Origin of the sequence: Streptomyces sp. TP-A0356, from assembly GCF_001417775.1 — a bacterium.
Taxonomy (GTDB): Bacteria; Actinomycetota; Actinomycetes; order Streptomycetales; family Streptomycetaceae; genus Streptomyces.
On sequence record NZ_BBZJ01000020.1, the window covers coordinates 360,627 to 381,974 of the forward strand.

At 71.4% G+C, this 21,348-nt stretch carries 18 protein-coding genes; 16 read left to right on the forward strand and 2 right to left on the reverse strand.

Translation table 11 applies throughout. From position 1 onward, the window contains the following. Positions 1-164: 164 nt before the first annotated feature. A complete protein-coding gene (gene bldD / locus ASC56_RS20285) occupies positions 165-665 on the reverse strand; it encodes a transcriptional regulator BldD (protein WP_055492879.1) in 501 nt (166 codons plus the stop codon). A gap of 240 nt (positions 666-905) precedes the next feature. On the opposite strand from bldD, the gene pyrR reads away from it, so the two are divergent. The 14 genes from pyrR to ASC56_RS20355 all read left to right on the forward strand — a co-directional run bounded on the left by pyrR (position 906) and on the right by ASC56_RS20355 (position 17,533). After that, entirely contained in the window at positions 906-1,478 is a 573-nt protein-coding gene (gene pyrR, locus ASC56_RS20290) for a bifunctional pyr operon transcriptional regulator/uracil phosphoribosyltransferase PyrR (RefSeq protein ID WP_055492880.1), read from the forward strand. Positions 1,479-1,580: 102 nt separating this feature from the next. Continuing rightward, positions 1,581-2,594: an aspartate carbamoyltransferase catalytic subunit gene (locus ASC56_RS20295; protein WP_055492881.1), complete on the forward strand. Its 1,014-nt coding sequence runs from the start codon at positions 1,581-1,583 to the stop codon at positions 2,592-2,594. Positions 2,595-2,599: 5 nt separating this feature from the next. Next, positions 2,600-3,886, forward strand: coding sequence for a dihydroorotase (locus tag ASC56_RS20300; RefSeq protein ID WP_055492882.1), 1,287 nt, complete (start codon positions 2,600-2,602; stop codon positions 3,884-3,886). Beyond that, on the forward strand, positions 3,883-4,443 hold the full coding sequence (locus ASC56_RS20305) for a hypothetical protein (RefSeq protein ID WP_055492883.1): 561 nt from the start codon (positions 3,883-3,885) through the stop codon (positions 4,441-4,443). Before ASC56_RS20300 ends, ASC56_RS20305 begins: the two co-directional genes overlap by 4 nt. After that, positions 4,440-5,582, forward strand: coding sequence for a glutamine-hydrolyzing carbamoyl-phosphate synthase small subunit (gene carA, locus ASC56_RS20310; protein WP_055492884.1), 1,143 nt, complete (start codon positions 4,440-4,442; stop codon positions 5,580-5,582). Before ASC56_RS20305 ends, carA begins: the two co-directional genes overlap by 4 nt. Continuing rightward, positions 5,575-8,883, forward strand: coding sequence for a carbamoyl-phosphate synthase large subunit (gene carB / locus ASC56_RS20315; RefSeq protein ID WP_055492885.1), 3,309 nt, complete (start codon positions 5,575-5,577; stop codon positions 8,881-8,883). Before carA ends, carB begins: the two co-directional genes overlap by 8 nt. A gap of 55 nt (positions 8,884-8,938) precedes the next feature. Further along, a complete protein-coding gene (locus tag ASC56_RS20320) occupies positions 8,939-10,045 on the forward strand; it encodes a quinone-dependent dihydroorotate dehydrogenase (RefSeq protein ID WP_055492886.1) in 1,107 nt (368 codons plus the stop codon). Continuing rightward, entirely contained in the window at positions 10,042-10,884 is an 843-nt protein-coding gene (gene pyrF / locus ASC56_RS20325) for an orotidine-5'-phosphate decarboxylase (RefSeq protein ID WP_055492887.1), read from the forward strand. Before ASC56_RS20320 ends, pyrF begins: the two co-directional genes overlap by 4 nt. A 277-nt stretch (positions 10,885-11,161) precedes the next feature. Continuing rightward, positions 11,162-11,485 carry an integration host factor gene (locus ASC56_RS20330; RefSeq protein WP_055492888.1) on the forward strand — a complete coding sequence of 108 codons (324 nt, stop codon included), beginning with the start codon at positions 11,162-11,164 and terminating at the stop codon, positions 11,483-11,485. Positions 11,486-11,522: 37 nt separating this feature from the next. Beyond that, entirely contained in the window at positions 11,523-12,080 is a 558-nt protein-coding gene (gene gmk, locus ASC56_RS20335; protein WP_055492889.1) for a guanylate kinase, read from the forward strand. 50 nt (positions 12,081-12,130) lie between these two features. Next, the gene (gene rpoZ / locus ASC56_RS20340; protein WP_005319902.1) at positions 12,131-12,403 is read left to right on the forward strand and encodes a DNA-directed RNA polymerase subunit omega; all 273 of its coding nucleotides are present in this window, start codon (positions 12,131-12,133) and stop codon (positions 12,401-12,403) included. A 153-nt stretch (positions 12,404-12,556) separates the two neighbouring features. Next, a complete protein-coding gene (coaBC, locus tag ASC56_RS20345; protein ID WP_055492890.1) occupies positions 12,557-13,759 on the forward strand; it encodes a bifunctional phosphopantothenoylcysteine decarboxylase/phosphopantothenate--cysteine ligase CoaBC in 1,203 nt (400 codons plus the stop codon). Positions 13,760-13,999: 240 nt separating this feature from the next. Beyond that, complete coding sequence (gene metK, locus ASC56_RS20350; protein WP_055492891.1) at positions 14,000-15,208, forward strand: methionine adenosyltransferase; 1,209 nt, start codon at positions 14,000-14,002, stop codon at positions 15,206-15,208. A gap of 174 nt (positions 15,209-15,382) precedes the next feature. After that, the gene (locus tag ASC56_RS20355; RefSeq protein WP_055492892.1) at positions 15,383-17,533 is read left to right on the forward strand and encodes a primosomal protein N'; all 2,151 of its coding nucleotides are present in this window, start codon (positions 15,383-15,385) and stop codon (positions 17,531-17,533) included. 175 nt (positions 17,534-17,708) lie between these two features. Here ASC56_RS20355 and ASC56_RS20360 read toward each other — a convergent pair whose 3' ends face one another. Next, positions 17,709-18,242, reverse strand: coding sequence for a hypothetical protein (locus ASC56_RS20360; protein WP_055492893.1), 534 nt, complete (start codon positions 18,240-18,242; stop codon positions 17,709-17,711). Between the two features lie 297 nt (positions 18,243-18,539). On the opposite strand from ASC56_RS20360, the gene fmt reads away from it, so the two are divergent. Further along, a complete protein-coding gene (gene fmt / locus ASC56_RS20365; RefSeq protein WP_055492894.1) occupies positions 18,540-19,472 on the forward strand; it encodes a methionyl-tRNA formyltransferase in 933 nt (310 codons plus the stop codon). Positions 19,473-19,546: 74 nt separating this feature from the next. Continuing rightward, complete coding sequence (locus ASC56_RS20370) at positions 19,547-20,965, forward strand: RsmB/NOP family class I SAM-dependent RNA methyltransferase (RefSeq protein ID WP_055492895.1); 1,419 nt, start codon at positions 19,547-19,549, stop codon at positions 20,963-20,965. The last annotated feature ends 383 nt before the right edge of the window (positions 20,966-21,348 follow it).

Genomic DNA, 21,348 nt, shown 5'->3' on the forward strand with positions numbered 1-21,348 from the left:
GTCATACGAACGCCGGGGGCCCGTGGCACATCTGCCGCGGGCCCCCGGCGTTCCATCGCACGGGGCTCGCGCCTTCGGTGGCGTACGAGAGCCGCCCGGGGTGACCGAACCACGAAGGTCCGACCACCCCGGGCGGCACGTTTCTGCTGGGACTGGAGGAGCGGTCAGCTCTCCTCGTGGGAGACCGCGCGGCGCGCGTCCGCGTCCAGAACACCCCAGCTGATCAGCTGCTCGGTCAGGACGGAGGGCGACTGGTCGTAGATGACCGCAAGAGTGCGCAGGTCGTCCTGGCGGATCGACAGCACCTTGCCGTTGTAGTCACCGCGCTGCGACTGGATGGTCGCCGCATACCGCTGGAGGGGGCCCGCCTTCTCGGCCGGCACGTTGGCCAGTCGCTCCAGGTCCAGGACCAGCTTCGGCGGGGGCTCGGCGGCCCCGCCCGGAGTGGTGCCGGGCAGCAGCTCCTGTACCGGAACACCGTAGAAATCGGCCAGCTCGGCGAGGCGCTGCACGGTGACGGCGCGGTCCCCGCGCTCGTACGAACCGACCACGACCGCCTTCCAGCGTCCCTGGGACTTCTCCTCCACACCGTGAAGGGAAAGGCCCTGCTGGGTGCGGATGGCCCGGAGCTTGGCCCCGAGCTGTTTGGCGTATTCGCTGGACATATGGCTCCCCGGACGAAGGCTGGTGACTCACTGTGAGGTTACGCAGCGTGACTCTCCCCCGTCAAGCCGAATGGTCCGGACCGACCCTTCCGTGGTAGGCGACGTGCGGCGACGCCGGACGGGTGACGCATGGAGCCAGGGGGGTGAGAGGCCGCGGTCTGCGAGCTGGTAGCCTGTATGGCGCAATTCCGACGTCCTTTAAGGTCCGTCCCGTGAGGCGGAGAAGGAGGTCCGTTTCGTATGGACACGCAAGCGTCCGATGCGCGGCCCGTTCTCGAGGGCCCCGACATCGCGCGGGTACTGACCCGCATCGCCCACGAGATCGTCGAGCGCGCCAAGGGCGCCGACGACGTGGTGCTGCTCGGCATCCCGACCCGTGGCGTCTTCCTCGCCCGGCGGCTCGCCGACAAGCTTGAGCAGATCACCGGCCAGAAGATCCCGGTCGGCTCCCTCGACATCACCATGTACCGCGACGACCTGCGCCTGCAGCCGCCGCGTGCGCTGGCCCGCACGGACATCCCCGGTGACGGTGTCGACGGCCGCCTCGTCGTCCTGGTCGACGACGTGCTCTTCTCCGGCCGCACCATCCGCGCAGCCCTCGACGCCCTGAACGACATCGGGCGGCCCCGCGCGGTCCAGCTCGCCGTCCTGGTCGACCGCGGCCACCGCGAGCTGCCGATCCGCGCCGACTACGTCGGCAAGAACCTCCCCACGTCGCTGCGGGAGACGGTCAAGGTCCAGCTCGCCGAGGAGGACGGTCGCGACACCGTGCTGCTCGGTGCGAAGCAGACCGTCCCGGGCGCACAGCAGTAGCGCTCCGGCGTACGTCCCTGCCGTACGCCTCGCGAGTGCGCCCCGGTGCGCGCCCGTCTGCCCGAAAACTCCCGAATGAACTGTCTTACGGAGCCTGACAAGATGCAGCGCCATCTCATCTCGGCCGCCGACCTCACCCGCGACGACGCCGTCCTGATCCTCGACACCGCCGAGGAAATGGCCCGGGTCGCGGACCGGCCGATCAAGAAGCTGCCGACCCTGCGCGGCCGCACCGTCGTCAACCTCTTCTTCGAGGACTCGACCCGTACCCGGATCTCCTTCGAGGCCGCCGAGAAGCGTCTGTCGGCGGACGTCATCAACTTCTCCGCCAAGGGATCCAGCGTGTCCAAGGGCGAGTCCCTCAAGGACACCGCCCAGACCCTGGAGGCCATGGGCGTGGACGCAGTCGTCATCCGGCACGGCGCCTCCGGAGCGCCCTACCGCCTGGCCAACTCGGGCTGGATCGACGCCGCCGTGATCAATGCCGGCGACGGCACCCACCAGCACCCCACCCAGGCCCTGCTCGACGCCTTCACCATGCGGCGCCGTCTGGTGGGACGGGACGCGGGGCTCGGCCGTGACCTCGCCGGCAGGCGCATCACGATCGTCGGCGACGTGCTGCACAGCCGGGTCGCCCGTTCCAACGTCGACCTGCTGCACACCCTCGGCGCCGACGTCACCCTGGTCGCCCCGCCCACCCTGCTCCCGGTCGGCGTCGGGTCCTGGCCCTGCGAGGTCTCCTACGACCTCGACAGTGTGCTGCCCAAGTCCGACGCGGTGATGATGCTGCGCGTCCAGCGTGAGCGCATGAACGCCGCCTTCTTCCCGACCGAGCGCGAGTACTCGCGGCGCTACGGCCTCGACGGCGACCGCATGGCCCGGATGCCCGAGCACGCCATCGTGATGCACCCCGGTCCGATGGTCCGCGGCATGGAGATCACCGCCGAGGTCGCCGACTCCGACCGCTGCACCGCCGTCGAGCAGGTCGCCAACGGCGTCTCCATCCGCATGGCTGTCCTGTATCTGCTGCTCGGCGGGGCCGTCGTCGACACGAGGGCCGCGTCCGACTCGAACAACGTGCCCGCCGCACCCCACACCCGTACCGAGGAGAAGTAAGACCCATGAGCAAGATCCTGATCCGTGGTGCGAAGGTGCTCGGCGGCGAGCCGCAGGACGTGCTGATCGACGGCGAGACGATCGCCGAGGTGGGTGTCGGCCTGTCCGCCGAGGGCGCGGAGGTCGTCGAGGCCGACGGCAAGGTGCTGCTGCCGGGCCTGGTCGACCTGCACACCCACCTGCGCGAGCCCGGCCGCGAGGACTCCGAGACCGTCCTGACCGGTACGCGGGCCGCCGCCGGCGGCGGCTACACGGCCGTGTTCGCCATGGCCAACACCTTCCCGGTCGCCGACACCGCCGGCGTCGTCGAGCAGGTCTGGCGGCTCGGCCGGGAACACGGCTACTGCGACGTCCAGCCCATCGGCGCCGTCACCGTCGGCCTGGACGGCAAGAAGCTCGCCGAGCTGGGCGCGATGCACGAGTCGGCGGCGGGTGTCACGGTCTTCTCCGACGACGGCAAGTGCGTCGACGACGCGGTGATCATGCGCCGGGCGCTGGAGTACGTGAAGGCCTTCGGCGGTGTCGTCGCCCAGCACGCGCAGGAGCCGCGGCTGACCGAGGGCGCCCAGATGAACGAGGGCGTCGTCTCCGCCGAGCTGGGGCTCGGGGGCTGGCCGGCCGTCGCCGAGGAGTCGATCATCGCCCGTGACGTCCTCCTCGCCGAGCACGTCGGCTCCCGCGTGCACATCTGTCACCTCTCGACCGCCGGGTCCGTCGAGATCGTGCGCTGGGCCAAGTCCCGCGGCATCGACGTCACCGCGGAAGTCACCCCGCACCACCTCCTCCTCACCGACGAACTGGTGCGCACCTACAACCCGGTCTACAAGGTCAACCCGCCACTGCGCACCGAGCGCGATGTGATGGCCCTGCGCGAGGCGCTCGCCGACGGAACCATCGACATCGTCGCCACCGACCACGCCCCGCATCCGCACGAGGACAAGGACTGCGAGTGGGCCGCGGCCGCCATGGGCATGGTCGGCCTGGAGACCGCGCTGTCCGTGGTCCAGGAGACGATGGTCGACACCGGGCTGCTCGACTGGGCGGGCGTCGCGGACCGCATGTCCGTCAAGCCCGCCAGGATCGGCCGGGCCATCGGTCACGGACGGCCCGTCTCGGCAGGTGAGCCCGCCAACCTCACGCTCGTCGACACGGCATACCGTGGGCCCGTGGAACCCGCGGGCTTCGCCTCGCGCAGCCGCAACACTCCCTACGAGGGCCGTGAGCTGCCGGGCCGTGTCACCCACACCTGGCTCCGGGGCAAGGCCACGCTCGTCGACGGGAAGCTCGCGTGACATCTCTCTACCTGCTGGCCGCCGAGAGGAAATCGGCGGAAGTGACCGACTGGGCCGCCCGTATCGGCTGGCTCGTGGGGCTCGTCCTCTTCATCGCGCTCGTCTACTGGCTGATGCGCGAGGGCTGGAAGTGGCGCGCCACCCTCCAGAGCGATCTGCCGGAGCTGCCCGGCGCGCCGGAGGACCTTGGCCCGGCGAAACTGAGCATGAGCGGCCGCTACCACGGTTCCACCACGGCGGGACAGTGGCTGGACCGCATCGTGGCCCACGGCCTGGGCACCCGCAGCCGGGTGGAGCTCACGCTGACGGACGCGGGCCTGGACGTCGTACGACCCGGTGCGAGCGACTTCTTCGTCCCGGCCGAACGGCTGCGCGAGGCGCGGCTCGACAAGGGCATCGCGGGCAAGGTCCTCACCGAGGGCGGTCTGCTGGTGGTGACCTGGGCGCACGGCGACAAGCTGATCGACTCCGGGTTCCGCTCCGACCACGCGGCCGAGCACAACGAGTGGGTCGACACCCTGAACCAGATGATCGACAAGACGGAAGGCGCACGATGACGACCTCCACCCGGGGAACCGCGAAGGTTCTCGCCGTACTCGTCCTGGAGGACGGCCGGATCTTCCGCGGCCGTGCCTACGGGGCCGTGGGGGTGACCTTCGGTGAGGCCGTGTTCTCCACCGGCATGACCGGCTACCAGGAGACCCTCACAGACCCGTCGTACCACCGCCAGGTCGTCGTGATGACCGCCCCCCACGTCGGCAACACCGGCGTCAACGACGAGGACCCCGAGTCGAAGCGGATCTGGGTCGCGGGCTATGTCGTACGCGACCCCGCGCGCGTGCCCTCCAACTGGCGGTCCAGGCGCTCGCTGGACGAGGAGCTGCGCCACCAGGGTGTCGTCGGCATCAGCGGCATCGACACCCGGGCGCTCACCCGCCACCTGCGCGAGCGCGGTGCCATGCGCGTCGGCATCTTCTCCGGCAACGCGCTGCCCGACGAGGGCACCATGCTCGCCGAGGTGCGCCAGGCACCCGAGATGAAGGGCGCGGACCTCTCCGCCGAGGTCGCCACCGAGGAGGCGTACGTCGTCCCCGCGATCGGTGAGAAGAGGTTCACCGTCGCCGCCGTCGACCTGGGCATCAAGGGCATGACCCCGCACCGCATGGCCGAGCGCGGCATCGAGGTGCACGTGCTGCCCGCGACGGCGACCGTCGAGGACGTGTACGCCGTGAACCCGGACGGCGTGTTCTTCTCCAACGGCCCGGGCGACCCGGCCACCGCCGACCACGCCGTCTCCGTCATGCAGGGCGTCCTGGAGCGCGGGACACCCCTGTTCGGCATCTGCTTCGGCAATCAGATCCTGGGCCGCGCGCTCGGCTTCGGCACCTACAAGCTGAAGTACGGCCACCGCGGCATCAACCAGCCGGTGCAGGACCGTACGACCGGCAAGGTCGAGGTCACCGCGCACAACCACGGCTTCGCCGTCGACGCCCCGCTCGACAGGGTGTCCGACACCCCCTACGGCCGCGCCGAGGTCTCCCACGTCTGTCTCAACGACAACGTGGTGGAGGGCCTCCAGCTGCTCGACCGGCCGGCCTTCAGCGTCCAGTACCACCCCGAAGCGGCCGCGGGCCCGCATGACGCCGCCTACCTGTTCGACCGCTTCGTATCCCTGATGGAGGGCCAGCGTGCCTAAGCGCACCGATATCCAGTCCGTCCTGGTCATCGGCTCCGGCCCGATCGTCATCGGCCAGGCCGCCGAGTTCGACTACTCCGGCACCCAGGCGTGCCGGGTCCTGAAGTCCGAGGGCCTGCGCGTCATCCTCGTCAACTCCAACCCGGCGACGATCATGACCGACCCGGAGATCGCCGACGCGACCTACGTCGAGCCGATCACCCCCGAGTTCGTCGAGAAGATCATCGCCAAGGAGCGGCCGGACGCGCTGCTGCCCACCCTGGGCGGCCAGACGGCGCTCAACACGGCCATCTCGCTGCACGAGAACGGCGTCCTGGAGAAGTACGGCGTCGAACTGATCGGCGCCAACGTGGACGCGATCCACAAGGGCGAGGACCGCGACCGGTTCAAGGAGGTCGTGGAGGAGGTCCGCAGGAAGATCGGGCACGGCGAGTCCGCCCGCTCCGTGATCTGCCACTCCATGGACGAGGTGCTGGCCGGTGTCGAGCAGCTCGGAGGCTACCCGGTCGTCGTCCGCCCGTCCTTCACCATGGGCGGCGCCGGCTCCGGCTTCGCGCACGACGAGGAGGAGCTGCGCCGCATCGCGGGTCAGGGCCTGACCCTCTCGCCGACCACCGAGGTGCTCCTGGAGGAGTCCATCCTCGGCTGGAAGGAGTACGAGCTGGAGCTGATGCGCGACAAGCACGACAACGTCGTGGTCGTCTGCTCCATCGAGAACTTCGACCCGATGGGCGTGCACACCGGTGACTCGATCACCGTCGCCCCGGCGATGACGCTCACCGACCGCGAGTACCAGATCCTGCGCGACATCGGCATCGCCGTGATCCGCGAGGTCGGCGTCGACACCGGCGGCTGCAACATCCAGTTCGCGGTGAACCCCGAGGACGGTCGTGTGATCGTCATCGAGATGAACCCGCGCGTGTCGCGCTCGTCGGCCCTCGCATCCAAGGCGACCGGCTTCCCGATCGCCAAGATCGCGGCCAAGCTGGCCGTGGGTTACACGCTCGACGAGATCCCGAACGACATCACCCAGGAGACCCCGGCCTCCTTCGAGCCAACCCTCGACTACGTGGTCGTCAAGGCTCCGCGCTTCGCCTTCGAGAAGTTCCCGAGCGCGGACAGCACGCTGACGACGACGATGAAGTCGGTCGGCGAGGCCATGGCGATCGGCCGCAACTTCACCGAGGCGTTCCAGAAGGCGCTGCGCTCGCTGGAGAAGAAGGGCAGCCAGTTCACGTTCGTCGGGGACCCCGGCGACAAGGACCAACTGCTGCGCGAGGCCGCCCGTCCCACGGACGGCCGGATCAACACGGTCATGCAGGCCGTCCGCGCGGGCGCCACGCCCGAGGAGGTCTTCGAGTCCACGAGGATCGACCCGTGGTTCGTCGACCAGCTCTTCCTCATCAAGGAGATCGCGGACGAGCTGGCCGACGCCGACCGCCTGGAGGTCGACCTGCTCGCCCAGGCCAAGCGGCACGGCTTCTCCGACCAGCAGATCGCCGACATCCGCGGGCTGCGCGAGGACGTCGTGCGGGAGGTGCGGCAGGCGCTGGGCATCCGCCCGGTCTACAAGACGGTCGACACCTGTGCCGCCGAGTTCGCCGCGAAGACGCCGTACTTCTACTCCTCCTACGACGAGGAGACCGAGGTCGCGCCGCGTGAGAAGCCCGCCGTCATCATCCTGGGCTCCGGTCCCAACCGCATCGGCCAGGGCATCGAGTTCGACTACTCCTGCGTCCACGCCTCCTTCGCGCTCAGCGACGCCGGGTACGAGACCGTGATGGTCAACTGCAACCCGGAGACGGTCTCCACGGACTACGACACCTCCGACCGCCTCTACTTCGAGCCGCTGACGCTGGAGGACGTGCTGGAGATCGTCCACGCGGAGCAGCAGGCCGGTCCGATCGCGGGCGTCGTGGTCCAGCTGGGCGGTCAGACCCCGCTGGGCCTGGCGCAGGCACTGAAGGACAACGGCGTGCCGATCGTGGGCACCTCCCCGGAGGCGATCCACGCCGCCGAGGACCGCGGCGCGTTCGGCCGGGTCCTCGCCGAGGCCGGTCTCCCGGCCCCCAAGCACGGCACCGCCACCGCCTTCGCGGAGGCCAAGGCCATCGCGGACGAGATCGGCTACCCGGTCCTGGTGCGGCCGTCGTACGTCCTCGGCGGACGCGGCATGGAGATCGTGTACGACGAGACCCGGCTGGCGTCGTACATCGCCGAGTCGACCGAGATCGGCCCCTCCCGGCCCGTGCTGGTCGACCGCTTCCTCGACGACGCCATAGAGATCGACGTCGACGCCCTGTACGACGGCGAGGAGCTGTACCTCGGCGGCGTCATGGAACACATCGAGGAGGCCGGCATCCACTCCGGCGACTCGGCGTGCGCGCTGCCGCCGATCACACTGGGCGGCTTCGACATCAAGCGGCTGCGGGCCTCGACGGAGGCCATCGCGCGAGGTGTCGGGGTGCGTGGGCTGATCAACATCCAGTTCGCGATGGCGGGCGACATCCTGTACGTCCTGGAGGCCAACCCACGCGCGTCCCGCACCGTCCCCTTCACCTCGAAGGCGACCGCGGTGCCGCTGGCCAAGGCCGCCGCCCGGATCTCGCTGGGCGCGACCGTCGCCGAGCTGCGGGCCGAAGGCCTGCTGCCCGCGCACGGCGACGGCGGCGAGCTGCCGCTGGACGCGCCGATCTCCGTCAAGGAGGCCGTGATGCCGTGGTCCCGGTTCCGTGACATCCACGGGCGGGGCGTCGACACGGTCCTGGGCCCGGAGATGCGCTCCACCGGCGAGGTCATGGGTATCGACTCCGTCTTCGGCACGGCGTACGCCAAGTCGCAGGCGGGCGCGTACGGTCCGCTGCCGACCAAGGGCCGCGCCTTCATCTCGGTCGCGAACCGCGACAAGCGGTCGATGATCTTCCCGGCGCGTGAGCTGGTCGCTCACGGCTTCGAGCTGCTCGCCACGTCCGGTACGGCCGAGGTGCTCAAGCGCAACGGCATCAACGCCACGATCGTGCGCAAGCAGTCCGAGGGCACCGGCCCGAACGGCGAGAGGACCATCGTTCAGCTCATCCATGACGGCGAGGTCGACCTCATCGTCAACACCCCGTACGGCACCGGCGGCCGCCTGGACGGCTACGAGATCCGTACGGCGGCGGTGGCGCGCTCCGTGCCCTGCCTGACGACGGTCCAGGCGCTCGCCGCCGCGGTCCAGGGCATCGACGCCCTCACCCACGGCGACGTCGGCGTCCGATCGCTCCAGGAACACGCGGAACGCCTGACCGCGGCCCGCGACTAGCAGCCCGAGGGGGACATCGGAAACGGTGTCCCCCTCGTCATGAGGACACTGAGAGATGTACAAGTACTTCTTCCGTCTGGTCTTCCGGCGGATGGACCCCGAGCGGGCCCACCACCTGGCCTTCCGGTGGATCCGCTGCGCCGCCCGCATCCCCGTGCTGCGCACGTTCGTCGCGGCCGCCCTCGCCCCCCGCTACCCGGAGCTGCGCACGGAGGCGTTCGGGCTGCGGATGCACGGGCCGTTCGGGCTCGCCGCCGGCTTCGACAAGAACGCGGTCGCGATCGACGGGATGTCGATGCTCGGCTTCGACCACGTCGAGATCGGCACCGTGACCGGGGAGCCGCAGCCGGGCAACCCCAGGAAGCGGCTGTTCCGCCTCGTCGCGGACCGGGCGCTCATCAACCGGATGGGCTTCAACAACGACGGCTCGCTGGCCGTCGCCGCGCGCCTGGCCTCGCGTACGCCGGTCTTCAGGACCGTCGTGGGCGTGAACATCGGCAAGACCAAGGTCGTCCCGGAGGCCGAGGCCGTCGGGGACTACGTGAAGTCGGCCGAGCGGCTCGCGCCGTACGCCGACTACCTGGTGGTCAACGTCTCGTCCCCGAACACCCCCGGCCTGCGCAATCTGCAGGCGACCGAGGCGCTGCGCCCGCTGCTGAGCGCCGTGCGCGAGGCCGCCGACCGTACGGTCACCACACGGCGTGTGCCGCTCCTGGTGAAGATCGCCCCCGACCTCGCCGACGAGGACGTCGACGCCGTCGCCGACCTCGCCGTGGAGCTGGGCCTGGACGGGATCATCGCCACGAACACCACCATCGCGCGCGAGGGCCTCGGGCTGAGCTCCGAAGCCTCCCTCGTCAAGGAGACCGGCGGGCTGTCGGGTGCGCCGCTGAAAACGCGCTCCCTGGAGGTGCTGCGTCGCCTCTACGCGCGCGTGGGCGACCGCATCACCCTGGTGGGCGTCGGCGGCATCGAGACCGCCGAGGACGCCTGGCAGCGCATTCTCGCCGGTGCCACGCTGGTGCAGGGCTACAGCGCGTTCATCTACGAGGGGCCCTTCTGGGGCCGCGCCATCCACAAGGGGCTCGCGGCACGCCTGCGCACGAGCCCGTACGCCACGCTCGCCGACGCGGTCGGTGCCGATGTGAGGAAGTCCGCATGACCCTGGAACCCTTCGGCGCGCGCCTGCGCCGGGCCATGGACGAGCGCGGCCCGCTGTGCGTCGGCATCGACCCGCATGCCTCGCTGCTCACTCAGTGGGGCCTGAACGACGACCTGGCGGGCCTGGAGCGGTTCAGCCGCACGGTTGTCGAGGCGATGGCCGAGCGGGTGGCGGTCCTCAAGCCGCAGAGCGCCTTCTTCGAGCGCTTCGGGTCGCGAGGCATCGCGGTCCTGGAGAAGGCGGTCGAGGAGGCGCGGGCGGCCGGGGCACTGGTCGTCATGGACGCCAAGCGCGGCGACATCGGCTCCACCATGGCCGCGTACGCCGAGTCCTTCCTGCGGAAGGGCGCCCCGCTGTTCTCGGACGCGCTGACCGTCTCGCCCTACGTCGGCTACGGGTCGCTCGCGCCGGCGGTCAAGCTGGCGCGCCAGAGCGGCGCCGGGCTCTTCGTGCTCGCGCTGACCTCCAACCCGGAGGGCGCAGAGGTGCAACACGCCGTGCGCTCCGACGGCCGGACCGTCGCGGCGACGGTGCTCGCCCACCTCGCCGCCGAGAACGCCGGGGAGGAGCCCCTCGGCTCCTTCGGCGCGGTCGTCGGTGCCACGCTCGGCGACCTGTCGTCGTACGACCTCGGCATCAACGGGCCGCTCCTCGCGCCCGGCATCGGCGCCCAGGGAGCCACTGCGGCCGATCTTCCCGCGGTCTTCGGGGCGGCGGTGCGCAACGTCGTGCCGAACGTGAGCCGGGGGGTGCTGCGCCACGGTCCCGACGTCGTCGCGCTGCGTGACGCCGCGGAACGCTTCGCGGAGGAGATCCGGGCCGCCGTGGCCGCGTACTAGGAGCTTCGGCGGGGGCCAGGAAATCCTCCGGCGAGTGTCTTCACACCGGCTCCAGTCTGAATACATCCTCAAATCCGGGGCAGTATGTCGGAAAAGTCCGGCTCGACGGAGGCTGACCAGGACTTTTCCGCTGTTCTCGCTGACTCTGGCGCACTTGCCCGCTAGTCTCCGACGAGAGTGAACGGGCAAGCGTGTTGCTCGTAGCTCCCCAGGTGTGGGGCGACTAGGTTCCTCACCGGTCCGTATCCGACAGTTCGACATCCGAGGTGACGTAGGCGTGGCTCTTCCGCCCCTTACCCCTGAACAGCGCGCAGCCGCGCTCGAAAAGGCCGCCGCGGCTCGCCGGGAGCGGGCCGAGGTCAAGAATCGACTCAAGCACTCCGGCGCCTCTCTTCACGAGGTCATCAAGCAGGGCCAGGAGAACGACGTCATCGGCAAGATGAAGGTCTCCGCTCTCCTCGAGTCCCTGCCGGGCGTGGGCAAGGTCCGCGCCAAGCAGATCATGGAGCGACTCGGGATCTCCGAGAGCCGCCGTGTGCGTGGCCTCGGCTCCAACCAGATCGCCTCTCTCGAGCGCGAGTTCGGCGGCGCCGCCAGCTGAGTCCGGTGCACTCCGGGATTGCTGGAATAATCGCTGCATGAGTGAACGTCCGCGGCTGACCGTGCTCTCCGGCCCCTCCGGGGTCGGCAAGAGCACGGTCGTCGCCCATCTGCGCAAGGAACACCCCGAGGTCTGGCTCTCGGTCTCGGCGACGACCCGCAAGCCCCGCCCTGGTGAGCAGCACGGAGTCCACTACTTCTTCGTCACCGACGACGAGATGGACAAGCTGATCGCCAACGGCGAGCTGCTGGAGTGGGCCGAATTCGCCGGCAACCGCTACGGCACTCCGCGAGCGGCCGTGGTGGAGCATCTGGAGGCCGGTGTGCCGGTCCTGCTGGAGATCGACCTGCAAGGCGCGCGTCAGGTGCGCGAGTCCATGCCCGAGGCCCAGCTCGTGTTCCTGGCTCCCCCCTCCTGGGAGGAGCTCGTGCGCAGGCTCACCGGACGGGGCACCGAGCCGCCGGAGGTGATCGAGCGCCGTCTGGAGGCGGCCAAGGCCGAACTGGCGGCGGAGCCCGAGTTCGACGCAACCCTGGTCAACACCTCGGTCGAGGACGTGGCGAGCGAGCTGCTAGCCTTGATGGACGTTGTGTGATCAGGGTTGTGTGATCAGGTCTGATCTTTCCCATCTTCGGAAGGTAGAGCGTGTCCTCTTCCATCACCGCGCCCGAGGGCATCATCAACCCGCCGATCGACGAGCTCCTCGAGGCCACCGACTCGAAGTACAGCCTCGTGATCTACGCGGCCAAGCGGGCCCGCCAGATCAACGCGTACTACTCGCAGCTCGGTGAGGGCCTCCTCGAGTACGTCGGTCCGCTCGTCGACACCCACGTCCACGAGAAGCCGCTCTCGATCGCCCTGCGCGAGATCAACGCGGGTCTGCTGACGTCCGAGGCCATCGAGGGCCCGGCGCAGTAAGAGCTCAGCAGTAACTCATATCTGCGGACCGCAGTAGGTTTTTCCACAGGCCCGGCAGCGCGGCTGCCGGGCCTGTGGTCTGCTCGGGGTGCGAGGGGGTCCCTCGCGGTGATACAGCATGGGGATGTACGTTTCCGAGTCCGGGGAGAGACGGTGGACAAGCCGAAGGTCGTTCTGGGGGTCAGCGGTGGCATCGCCGCCTACAAGGCCTGTGAGCTGCTGCGCCGCCTGACGGAGTCGGGCCACGACGTCCGCGTCGTACCCACCGCCTCCGCCCTCCACTTCGTCGGCGCCGCCACCTGGTCCGCCCTCTCCGGCAACCCTGTCTCCACCGAGGTCTGGGACGACGTCCACGAGGTCCCGCACGTCCGCATCGGCCAGCACGCCGCCCTGGTCGTGGTGGCCCCGGCGACCGCCGACATGCTCGCCAAGGCGGCCCACGGCCTCGCCGACGACCTCCTCACCAACACGCTCCTGACCGCCCGCTGCCCGGTCGTCTTCGCCCCGGCGATGCACACGGAGATGTGGGAGCACCCGGCCACCCAGGAGAACGTGGCGACCCTGCGGCGCCGCGGCGCCGTGGTGATCGAGCCCGCCGTGGGCCGGCTGACGGGCGTCGACACGGGCAAGGGCCGGCTGCCCGATCCCGCCGAGATCTTCGAGGTCTGCCGCCGGGTGCTCACTCGGGGTGTGACGGAACCCGACCTGGCGGGCCGACACGTCGTGGTCAGCGCCGGCGGCACCCGCGAGCCGCTCGACCCCGTCCGCTTCCTCGGCAACCGCTCCTCCGGCAAGCAGGGCTACGCCCTGGCGCGTACGGCCGCGGCCCGGGGCGCCCGCGTCACCCTGATCGCCGCCAACACAGGCCTGCCCGACCCGGCCGGGGTGGACGTCATCCAGGTGGGGACGGCGGTGCAGCTGCGCGAGGCGGTGCTGAAGGCGACCGCGGACGCGGACGCCGTGGTGATGGCGGCGGCGGTCGCGGACTTCCGGCCGGCGGTGTACGCGCAGGGGAAGATCAAGAAGCGGGACGGCCGGGATCCGGAGCCCATCGCCCTGGTCAGGAATCCGGACATTCTCGCGGAGATCTCCGCCGACCGCGCCCGCCCCGGCCAGGTGGTCGTCGGCTTCGCTGCGGAGACGGACGATGTGCTGGCGAACGGACGCACCAAGCTGGACCGCAAGGGCTGCGATCTGCTCGTGGTGAACGAGGTGGGGGAGCGCAAGACCTTCGGTTCCGAGGAGAACGAGGCGGTCGTGCTGGGCGCCGACGGCAGTGAGACCCCCGTGCCGTACGGGCCGAAGGAGGGGCTGGCGGACACGGTGTGGGACCTGGTGGCGCGCCGCCTGGCCTGAATGTCTCACTCCGAACGAAACTCGGCCGAACCTCGGACATTCACGCGTGGCGCCCCCTGGAAAAGAGTGTGCGGCATTGGGCAGAATGCCCGTGCCGCAGGTCACAGCGCTCCCGAGGAGCGAGACACGTGGGCCGGTGGTCGAGAGCGACCGATAAACTGTTCTCGGACGACGCCGGGCGCAGCCCCCGTCCCGTCCGCCCATGATCAGCCAGCAGCCGCTGCAACCACAGGGAGCGTTGTGTCCCGTCGCCTGTTCACCTCGGAGTCCGTGACCGAGGGCCACCCCGACAAGATCGCTGACCAGATCAGCGACACCATTCTCGACGCGCTTCTGCGAGAGGACCCGACGTCCCGGGTCGCCGTGGAGACGCTCATCACGACCGGCCTGGTGCATGTGGCCGGTGAGGTCACGACCAAGACGTACGCGCCGATCGCGCAGCTGGTGCGCGAGAAGATCCTGGAGATCGGCTACGACTCGTCGAAGAAGGGCTTCGACGGCGCGTCCTGTGGTGTCTCGGTGTCGATCGGCGCGCAGTCGCCGGACATCGCGCAGGGTGTGGACACGGCGTACGAGTCCCGGGTCGAGGGCGACGACGACGAGCTGGACCGGCAGGGTGCCGGTGACCAGGGTCTGATGTTCGGTTACGCGACGGACGAGACCCCGACGCTGATGCCGCTGCCGATCTTCCTGGCGCACCGCCTGTCCAAGCGGCTGTCCGACGTCCGCAAGAACGGCACGATCCCCTACCTGCGTCCGGACGGCAAGACGCAGGTCACCATCGAGTACGACGGTGACAAGGCGGTCCGTCTGGACACGGTGGTCGTCTCCTCGCAGCACGCCAGCGACATCGATCTGGACTCCCTGCTGGCTCCCGACATCCGTGAGTTCGTGGTGGAGCCGGAGCTGAAGGCGCTGCTGGAGGACGGCATCAAGCTGGAGACGGACGGTTACCGTCTGCTGGTCAACCCCACCGGCCGCTTCGAGATCGGCGGTCCGATGGGGGATGCGGGCCTGACCGGCCGGAAGATCATCATCGACACCTATGGCGGCATGGCTCGCCACGGCGGCGGCGCGTTCTCCGGCAAGGACCCCTCGAAGGTGGACCGCTCGGCGGCGTACGCGATGCGCTGGGTGGCCAAGAACGTGGTCGCCGCGGGCCTGGCCTCGCGCTGCGAGGTGCAGGTCGCGTACGCGATCGGCAAGGCGGAGCCGGTGGGTCTGTTCGTGGAGACGTTCGGCACGGCCAAGGTCGACACGGAGAAGATCGAGCACGCGATCACCGAGGTCTTCGACCTGCGCCCGGCCGCGATCATCCGCGACCTGGACCTGCTCCGCCCGATCTACGCGCAGACGGCGGCATACGGCCACTTCGGCCGCGAACTCCCCGACTTCACCTGGGAGCGCACCGACCGGGTGGACGCCCTGCGGAGGGCGGTGGGGCTGTAGCCCCGTTCCACACGTCCACGAGGCCCGGTCGCTCCTGAGGCGACCGGGCCTCGACGTGTTCTCGATGGCTGGTACGGCCGGCTCGTGGAAACGTACGGTGGGGGTCTCCCGGTGAGGGTCACGGGTGATCTCGGTCCCCCGCCGGTGTCAGTGGCGTTTGGTAAGAATGCAAGCGTGAGCAGCGGGAACGGGCAGCAGCGGGCGGGCGGGGAAGATGCCGCGCCGCCCGAGCAGCTTGCGCTGATGCGGGAGGCCGTGCGGGAGGCCAAGGCGCCCAGGGCCAAGCCGCGGACGTGGCGGGGGGCCGCCATGGCCAAGGAGCTGCCCGTCGCGCGTGTGCTGGTCGACAAGGGCGTGCTGCATCTGGACCGCTACTTCGACTACGCCGTGCCGGAGGAGCTCGACGCCGTCGCGCAGCCCGGGGTCAGGGTGCGGGTGCGGTTCGGGGCCGGCGGGCGCAATGTGCGCGAAGGGCGGCGCGAGGGCGGCGGGCTCATCGACGGGTTCATCGTCGAGCGGATGGCCGAGTCCGACTATGCGGGCCCCCTGGCGGCGCTCGCCCAGGTCGTGTCGCCCGAGCCCGTCCTGTCGCCCGAGCTGCTCGGACTCGCCCGGGCCGTCGCCGACCGGTATGCGGGCAGTCTCGCCGATGTGCTGCAGCTCGCCGTTCCGCCGCGGCACGCCCGGGCCGAGGCCACGGAGATGGGGGCGCCACCAGCGCCGCCCTCCGCGCCCGAGCCGGGGTCCTGGCGGCGGTATGGGCGGGGGCCGCAGTTCCTGCGGTCGCTGGCCTCCGGCGGCGCGCCCCGGGCCGTGTGGACCGCCCTGCCCGGGCCCGAGTGGGCGGAGGAGATCGCCCGGGCCGTGCAGGCCACGCTTGCCTCCGGCCGGGGAGCACTGGTCGTCGTGCCCGCCGGGCGGCCCGCCGCACGGGTCGACGCGGCGCTGCGCGGGCTGATGAGCGACGGGCAGCACGCGGTCCTGACCGCCGACGCCGGGCAGGAGCGGCGCTACCGGGAGTGGCTCGCGGTACGGCGCGGGGCCGTGCGGGCGGTGGTCGGGACGCGGGCCGCCATGTTCGCGCCCGTACGGGATCTCGGGCTCGTCGTCGTCTGGGACGACGGCGACGCCGGCCACGGTGACGACAACGCTCCCTTCCCCCATGTCCGCGAGGTGCTGGAGCTTCGCGCCGCGCGGGACAGGTGCGGCTTCCTGCTCGGGAGCTGGAGCTGCACCGTCGAGGCCGCCCAGCTCGTCGAGACCGGGTGGGCCGCGCCGCTCGTCGCGGACCGGGAGCAGGTGCGGGCCGCCGCGCCGCTGGTGCGGACCGTGGGGGACGGGGATCTCGCGCGGGACGAGGCGGCCCGGGCGGCGCGGCTGCCGACGCTCGCCTGGGAGGTCGTGCGGGCGGGGCTGCGGCAGGGGCCCGTACTGGTGCAGGTTCCCCGGCGTGGCTATGTGCCGCGGATGGCCTGTGCGCAGTGCCGTGCGCCGGCTCGGTGCCGGCACTGCGCCGGGCCGCTGGCGGCGCAGGATGCCGGAGAGCTGCGGTGCGGGTGGTGCGGGCGTGCGGAGACCGCCTGGCACTGTCCGGAGTGCGGCGGGTTCCGGCTGCGGGCCCAGGTCGTGGGTGCCCGGCGCACGGCCGAGGAGCTGGGGCGCGCGTTCCCGGCCGTTCCGGTACGGACCTCGGGGCGCGAGCAGGTGCTGGACACGGTGCCGGGGACGCCCGCACTGGTCGTCAGTACGCCCGGTGCCGAGCCCGTCGCCGAGGGCGGGTACGCGGCCGCGCTGCTCCTCGACGGGTGGGCCATGCTCGGCCGGCCCGATCTGCGGGCGGGCGAGGACGCGCTGCGACGGTGGATCGGTGCGGGCGCGCTCGTACGGCCGCAGTCGGCGGGCGGGACCGTCGTGGTCGTCGCCGAGCCGACGCTGCGGCCCGTGCAGGCCCTGGTCCGGTGGGATCCCGTCGGTCACGCGGTGCGGGAGCTCGCCGAGCGCGCGGAGCTGGGGTTTCCGCCGGTGTCGCGGATGGCTGCGGTGTCGGGGCCGCCCGAGGCCGTGGCGGCATTCCTCGCCGGTGCCGAACTGCCGCCGGACGCAGAGGTCCTGGGGCCGGTGCCGCTGCCGGTCACCGAGGCCGGACGACCACGGCGGGCCGGGGGACCGCCACCGGGGGAGCGTTGGGATCGGGCGCTCATCCGGGTGCCACCCGGCAGCGGGGCCGCCCTGGCCACCGCCCTGAAATCCGTGCTCGCTGCCAGGATGGCCCGTGGGGGGAGCGACGCGGTAAGGATCCGGATCGATCCGCCGGACATCGGGTAAGAGCTCCGAACAGAATGGGCGCCCGGCTCGCGGCGCCTGGCACGCAGAGGCCGTTGACGGCCGCTGCGGGTCGGTCGGTGCGCACGATCCGGGCTCGTCCCGCGATGTGCGCCGCCCGTGGTGTACGGCGTCGGCGCACACCACGGACGGCTCTCCGGGGCGCCGGGAGGGCGGCTCAGCCGTTGCGCGGGCCGGGGAAGGCCGTCGGCCTTGCCTCGTCGCGGAGGGTGGGGCTGCCCGCCGTCGGCTGCGTCGGCATCGACCGGGCGGCCGGGACGGTGGGGAGGCCCGCGCCCACGTTGAGCGTGCGGGTGCCGGACGGCTCCGGAGTGCGCTCCGGCTCGGCGGGTGACTGCGGGGCGGCGCGGCGGGCGCCGTAACGGCGGTGGACCGCCTGCTTGGTGACGCCGAGTGCGGAGCCCACGGCGTCCCACGAGAAGCCGAGTGAGCGGTCGAAGTCCACGGCCGCCGTGACCAGGGTCTCGACACTGTCCCGCAACTCCTGGGCGAGGCGGACGGTCGGGGCGGGGGCGCGTCCGTAGACGACGAAGCCCGTGGAGGGGCCGGAGCGGCGCGGGCGGTAGACGTTGCCCAACTGGGCGGTGAGCGTGCGCAGCGCGTCCACCTGCCGGCGGACCCGCTCGATGTCCCGCACCAGCAAGTGCAGGCTGGCCCGGGCCTGGGCGTCGTGGGTTGCGTGGTCGGCCATGAACAAGCCTCTCGAACCGGCGTTGAAAAGGATAGGGCCGCGATAGCGGCCCGTAGCGGTCAACTCTCTCTTGACCAACGCGCCTTTGGGCCTGTGGTCACGGTGCAGGGGCGTAAGAGCGTATGCGTACGCCCCCGGGGGTGATGCGCGCTGTGAGACGCATGCGCCGTGCGTCAGGGCGGCCGTCGCACTCGTCACGCCCGCGCCCCCATAGACTGGTGCGCTGCCCGCACGCCCCGGCGCAGCCGGAAGCGTACGGGACCGTCAAACTCCCGCCCGAGAGGCCGTCACTCACCCATGAGGCTTGTCTTCGCAGGTACCCCCGAGGTCGCCGTTCCCGCGCTGGACGCTCTGATCGCGTCCGAACGGCACGAGGTGGCCGCCGTCGTCACGCGGCCCGACGCACCGGCGGGGCGGGGGCGCAGGCTGGTCGCCAGCCCCGTCGCCGAGCGCGCGGAGGAGGCCGGTATCGAGGTCCTCAAGCCGAGCAGGCCCCGGGACGAGGACTTCCTCGCGCGGCTGCGGGAGCTCGCGCCCGACTGCTGTCCCGTCGTCGCCTACGGTGCGCTGCTGCCGCGGGTCGCCCTCGACATCCCCGCCCACGGCTGGGTCAACCTGCACTTCTCCCTGCTCCCCGCCTGGCGCGGCGCCGCCCCCGTGCAGCACTCCCTCCTGGCAGGGGACGAGATCACCGGCGCCTCCACCTTCCTCATCGAGGAAGGCCTGGACTCAGGGCCGGTCTACGGCACCGTCACCGAGCAGGTCCGGCCCACCGACACCAGCGGTGACCTCCTCACCCGCCTCGCCTTCGCCGGTGCCGGTCTGCTCGAAGCCACCATGGACGGCATCGAGGACGGCACCCTCAAGGCCGTGCCGCAGCCCTCCGAGGGCGTCACGCTCGCGCCGAAGATCACCGTCGAGGACGCGCACGTCGACTGGTCCGCGCCCGCGCTGCGCGTCGACCGTGTGGTACGCGCGTGCACCCCGGCGCCCGGCGCCTGGACGACACTGCGCGGCGAGCGGCTCAAGCTCATCCAGGTCACGGCCCTGCCCGAGCGGACCGATCTCGCCCCCGGGCAGCTGGCCGTGGGCAAGAACAACGTGTACGTCGGCACCGGTTCGTACGCCGTCGAGCTGGTGTGGGTGCAGGCCCAGGGCAAGAAGCCGATGCGGGCCGCTGACTGGGCGCGCGGAGTGCGCATCGGCGTGGGGGAGACCCTCGGGAGCTGACCTCCCCGACTGCCCGCCACCCCACGGACGTACGCTGGGAAGCGCACGTCACCCCACACCCGGAGCACCTTTTCGTGACCGACCAGTCCCGTCGTCCCCGCAAGCCCGGCAAGCCCTACCGCCGGCCCCAGAAGGACCCCGTCCGCATCCTCGCCTTCGACGCGCTCAGGGCCGTCGACGAGCGGGACGCGTATGCGAACCTCGTCCTGCCGCCGCTGCTGCGCAAGGCGCGCGAGAAGGGGGACTTCGACGGGCGGGACGCGGCGCTCGCCACCGAGCTGGTGTACGGGACGCTGCGCCGGCAGGGGACGTACGACGCCATCCTCTCGGCCTGTGTCGACCGGCCGCTGCGGGATGTCGATCCGCCCGTCCTGGATGTACTGAGCCTCGGCGTCCACCAGTTGCTCGGGACGCGGATACCCTCGCACGCCGCGGTGTCCGCCACCGTCGAGCTCGCCCGGGTGGTGCTCGGCGACGGGCGCGCCAAGTTCGTCAACGCGGTGCTGCGCAAGGTGGCCCAGGACGATCTGGACGGCTGGCTGGAGCGGGTCGCGCCGCCCTACGACGAGGACCCCGAGGACCACCTCGCCGTCGTGCACTCGCACCCGCGCTGGGTCGTCTCCGCCCTGTGGGACTCCCTGGGCGGCGGGCGCGCCGGGATCGAGGACCTCCTGGAAGCCGACAACGAGCGGCCCGAGGTCACGCTCGTCGCCCGTCCCGGCCGTGCCACCACGGAGGAACTGCTCCGCGAGGAGGCCGCTGTGCCGGGGCGCTGGTCGCCGTACGCCGTCCGGCTCACCGAGGGCGGCGAACCCGGTGCCGTCGAGGCCGTACGGGAGGGCCGGGCGGGCGTCCAGGACGAGGGCAGCCAGCTCGTCGCGCTCGCACTCGCGAACGCTCCCTTGGACGGGCCCGACGAGCGGTGGCTGGACGGATGCGCGGGGCCCGGCGGCAAGGCGGCACTGCTGGCAGCCCTCGCCGCCGAGCGAGGTGCCGTGCTGCTCGCCTCGGAGAGGCAGCCCCACCGGGCCGGTCTGGTGGCGAAGGCGCTGGCCGGGAATCCCGGTCCGTACCAGGTCATCGCCGCCGACGGGACCCGCCCGCCGTGGCAGCCCGGCACCTTCGACCGCGTTCTGGTGGACGTGCCCTGTACGGGGCTCGGTGCACTGCGCCGCCGCCCCGAGGCGCGGTGGCGACGCCGGCCCGAGGACCTCGACGGGTTCGCTCCGTTGCAGCGTGCCCTGCTGCGAACGGCCCTGGAGTCGGTACGCGTCGGAGGCGTCGTCGGCTACGCGACCTGTTCGCCGCACCTCGCCGAGACCCGTGCCGTGGTCGACGACGTGCTCAAGCACTACCGGGGAGCCGAGCTCATCGACGCCCGGCCGTCGCTGCCCGGCGTACCGGCCCTCGGCGACGGTCCCGACGTACAGCTGTGGCCGCATCTGCACGGCACGGACGCGATGTACCTGGCGCTGATCCGTCGAACCGCCTGACGCGAGCCACGACGCGCCGGCGGCCGCCACGTCCGGCCGCCGCCGGGCGAGCGGGATGGCTGGATGACTGGGTGGCTGGGTGGCCGGACGAGCGGGGCGACCGACAGCCCTCGCCGCCGTGCGAGTCGGATCGCTGGGTGGCCGGGGGCCGGGCGAGCCGTGTGATCGTGTGGCCGGATGGCTGGGCGAGCCGGGTGGGCGGGCGGTCGGGTGAGTCGGATCACCGGCGGACCGGAGGGCTGGGCGAGCCCGGCGGGCTGGGTGGCTGGGTGGCTGGGCGGCCGGGCGAGCGGACGGCAGGGCCGCTGGGTGGCCAGGTGAACTGGGTGAGCCGGGTGAGCGGGCGACCGGGCGGCTCGGTGGCGGGGTGAACTGGGCGAGCC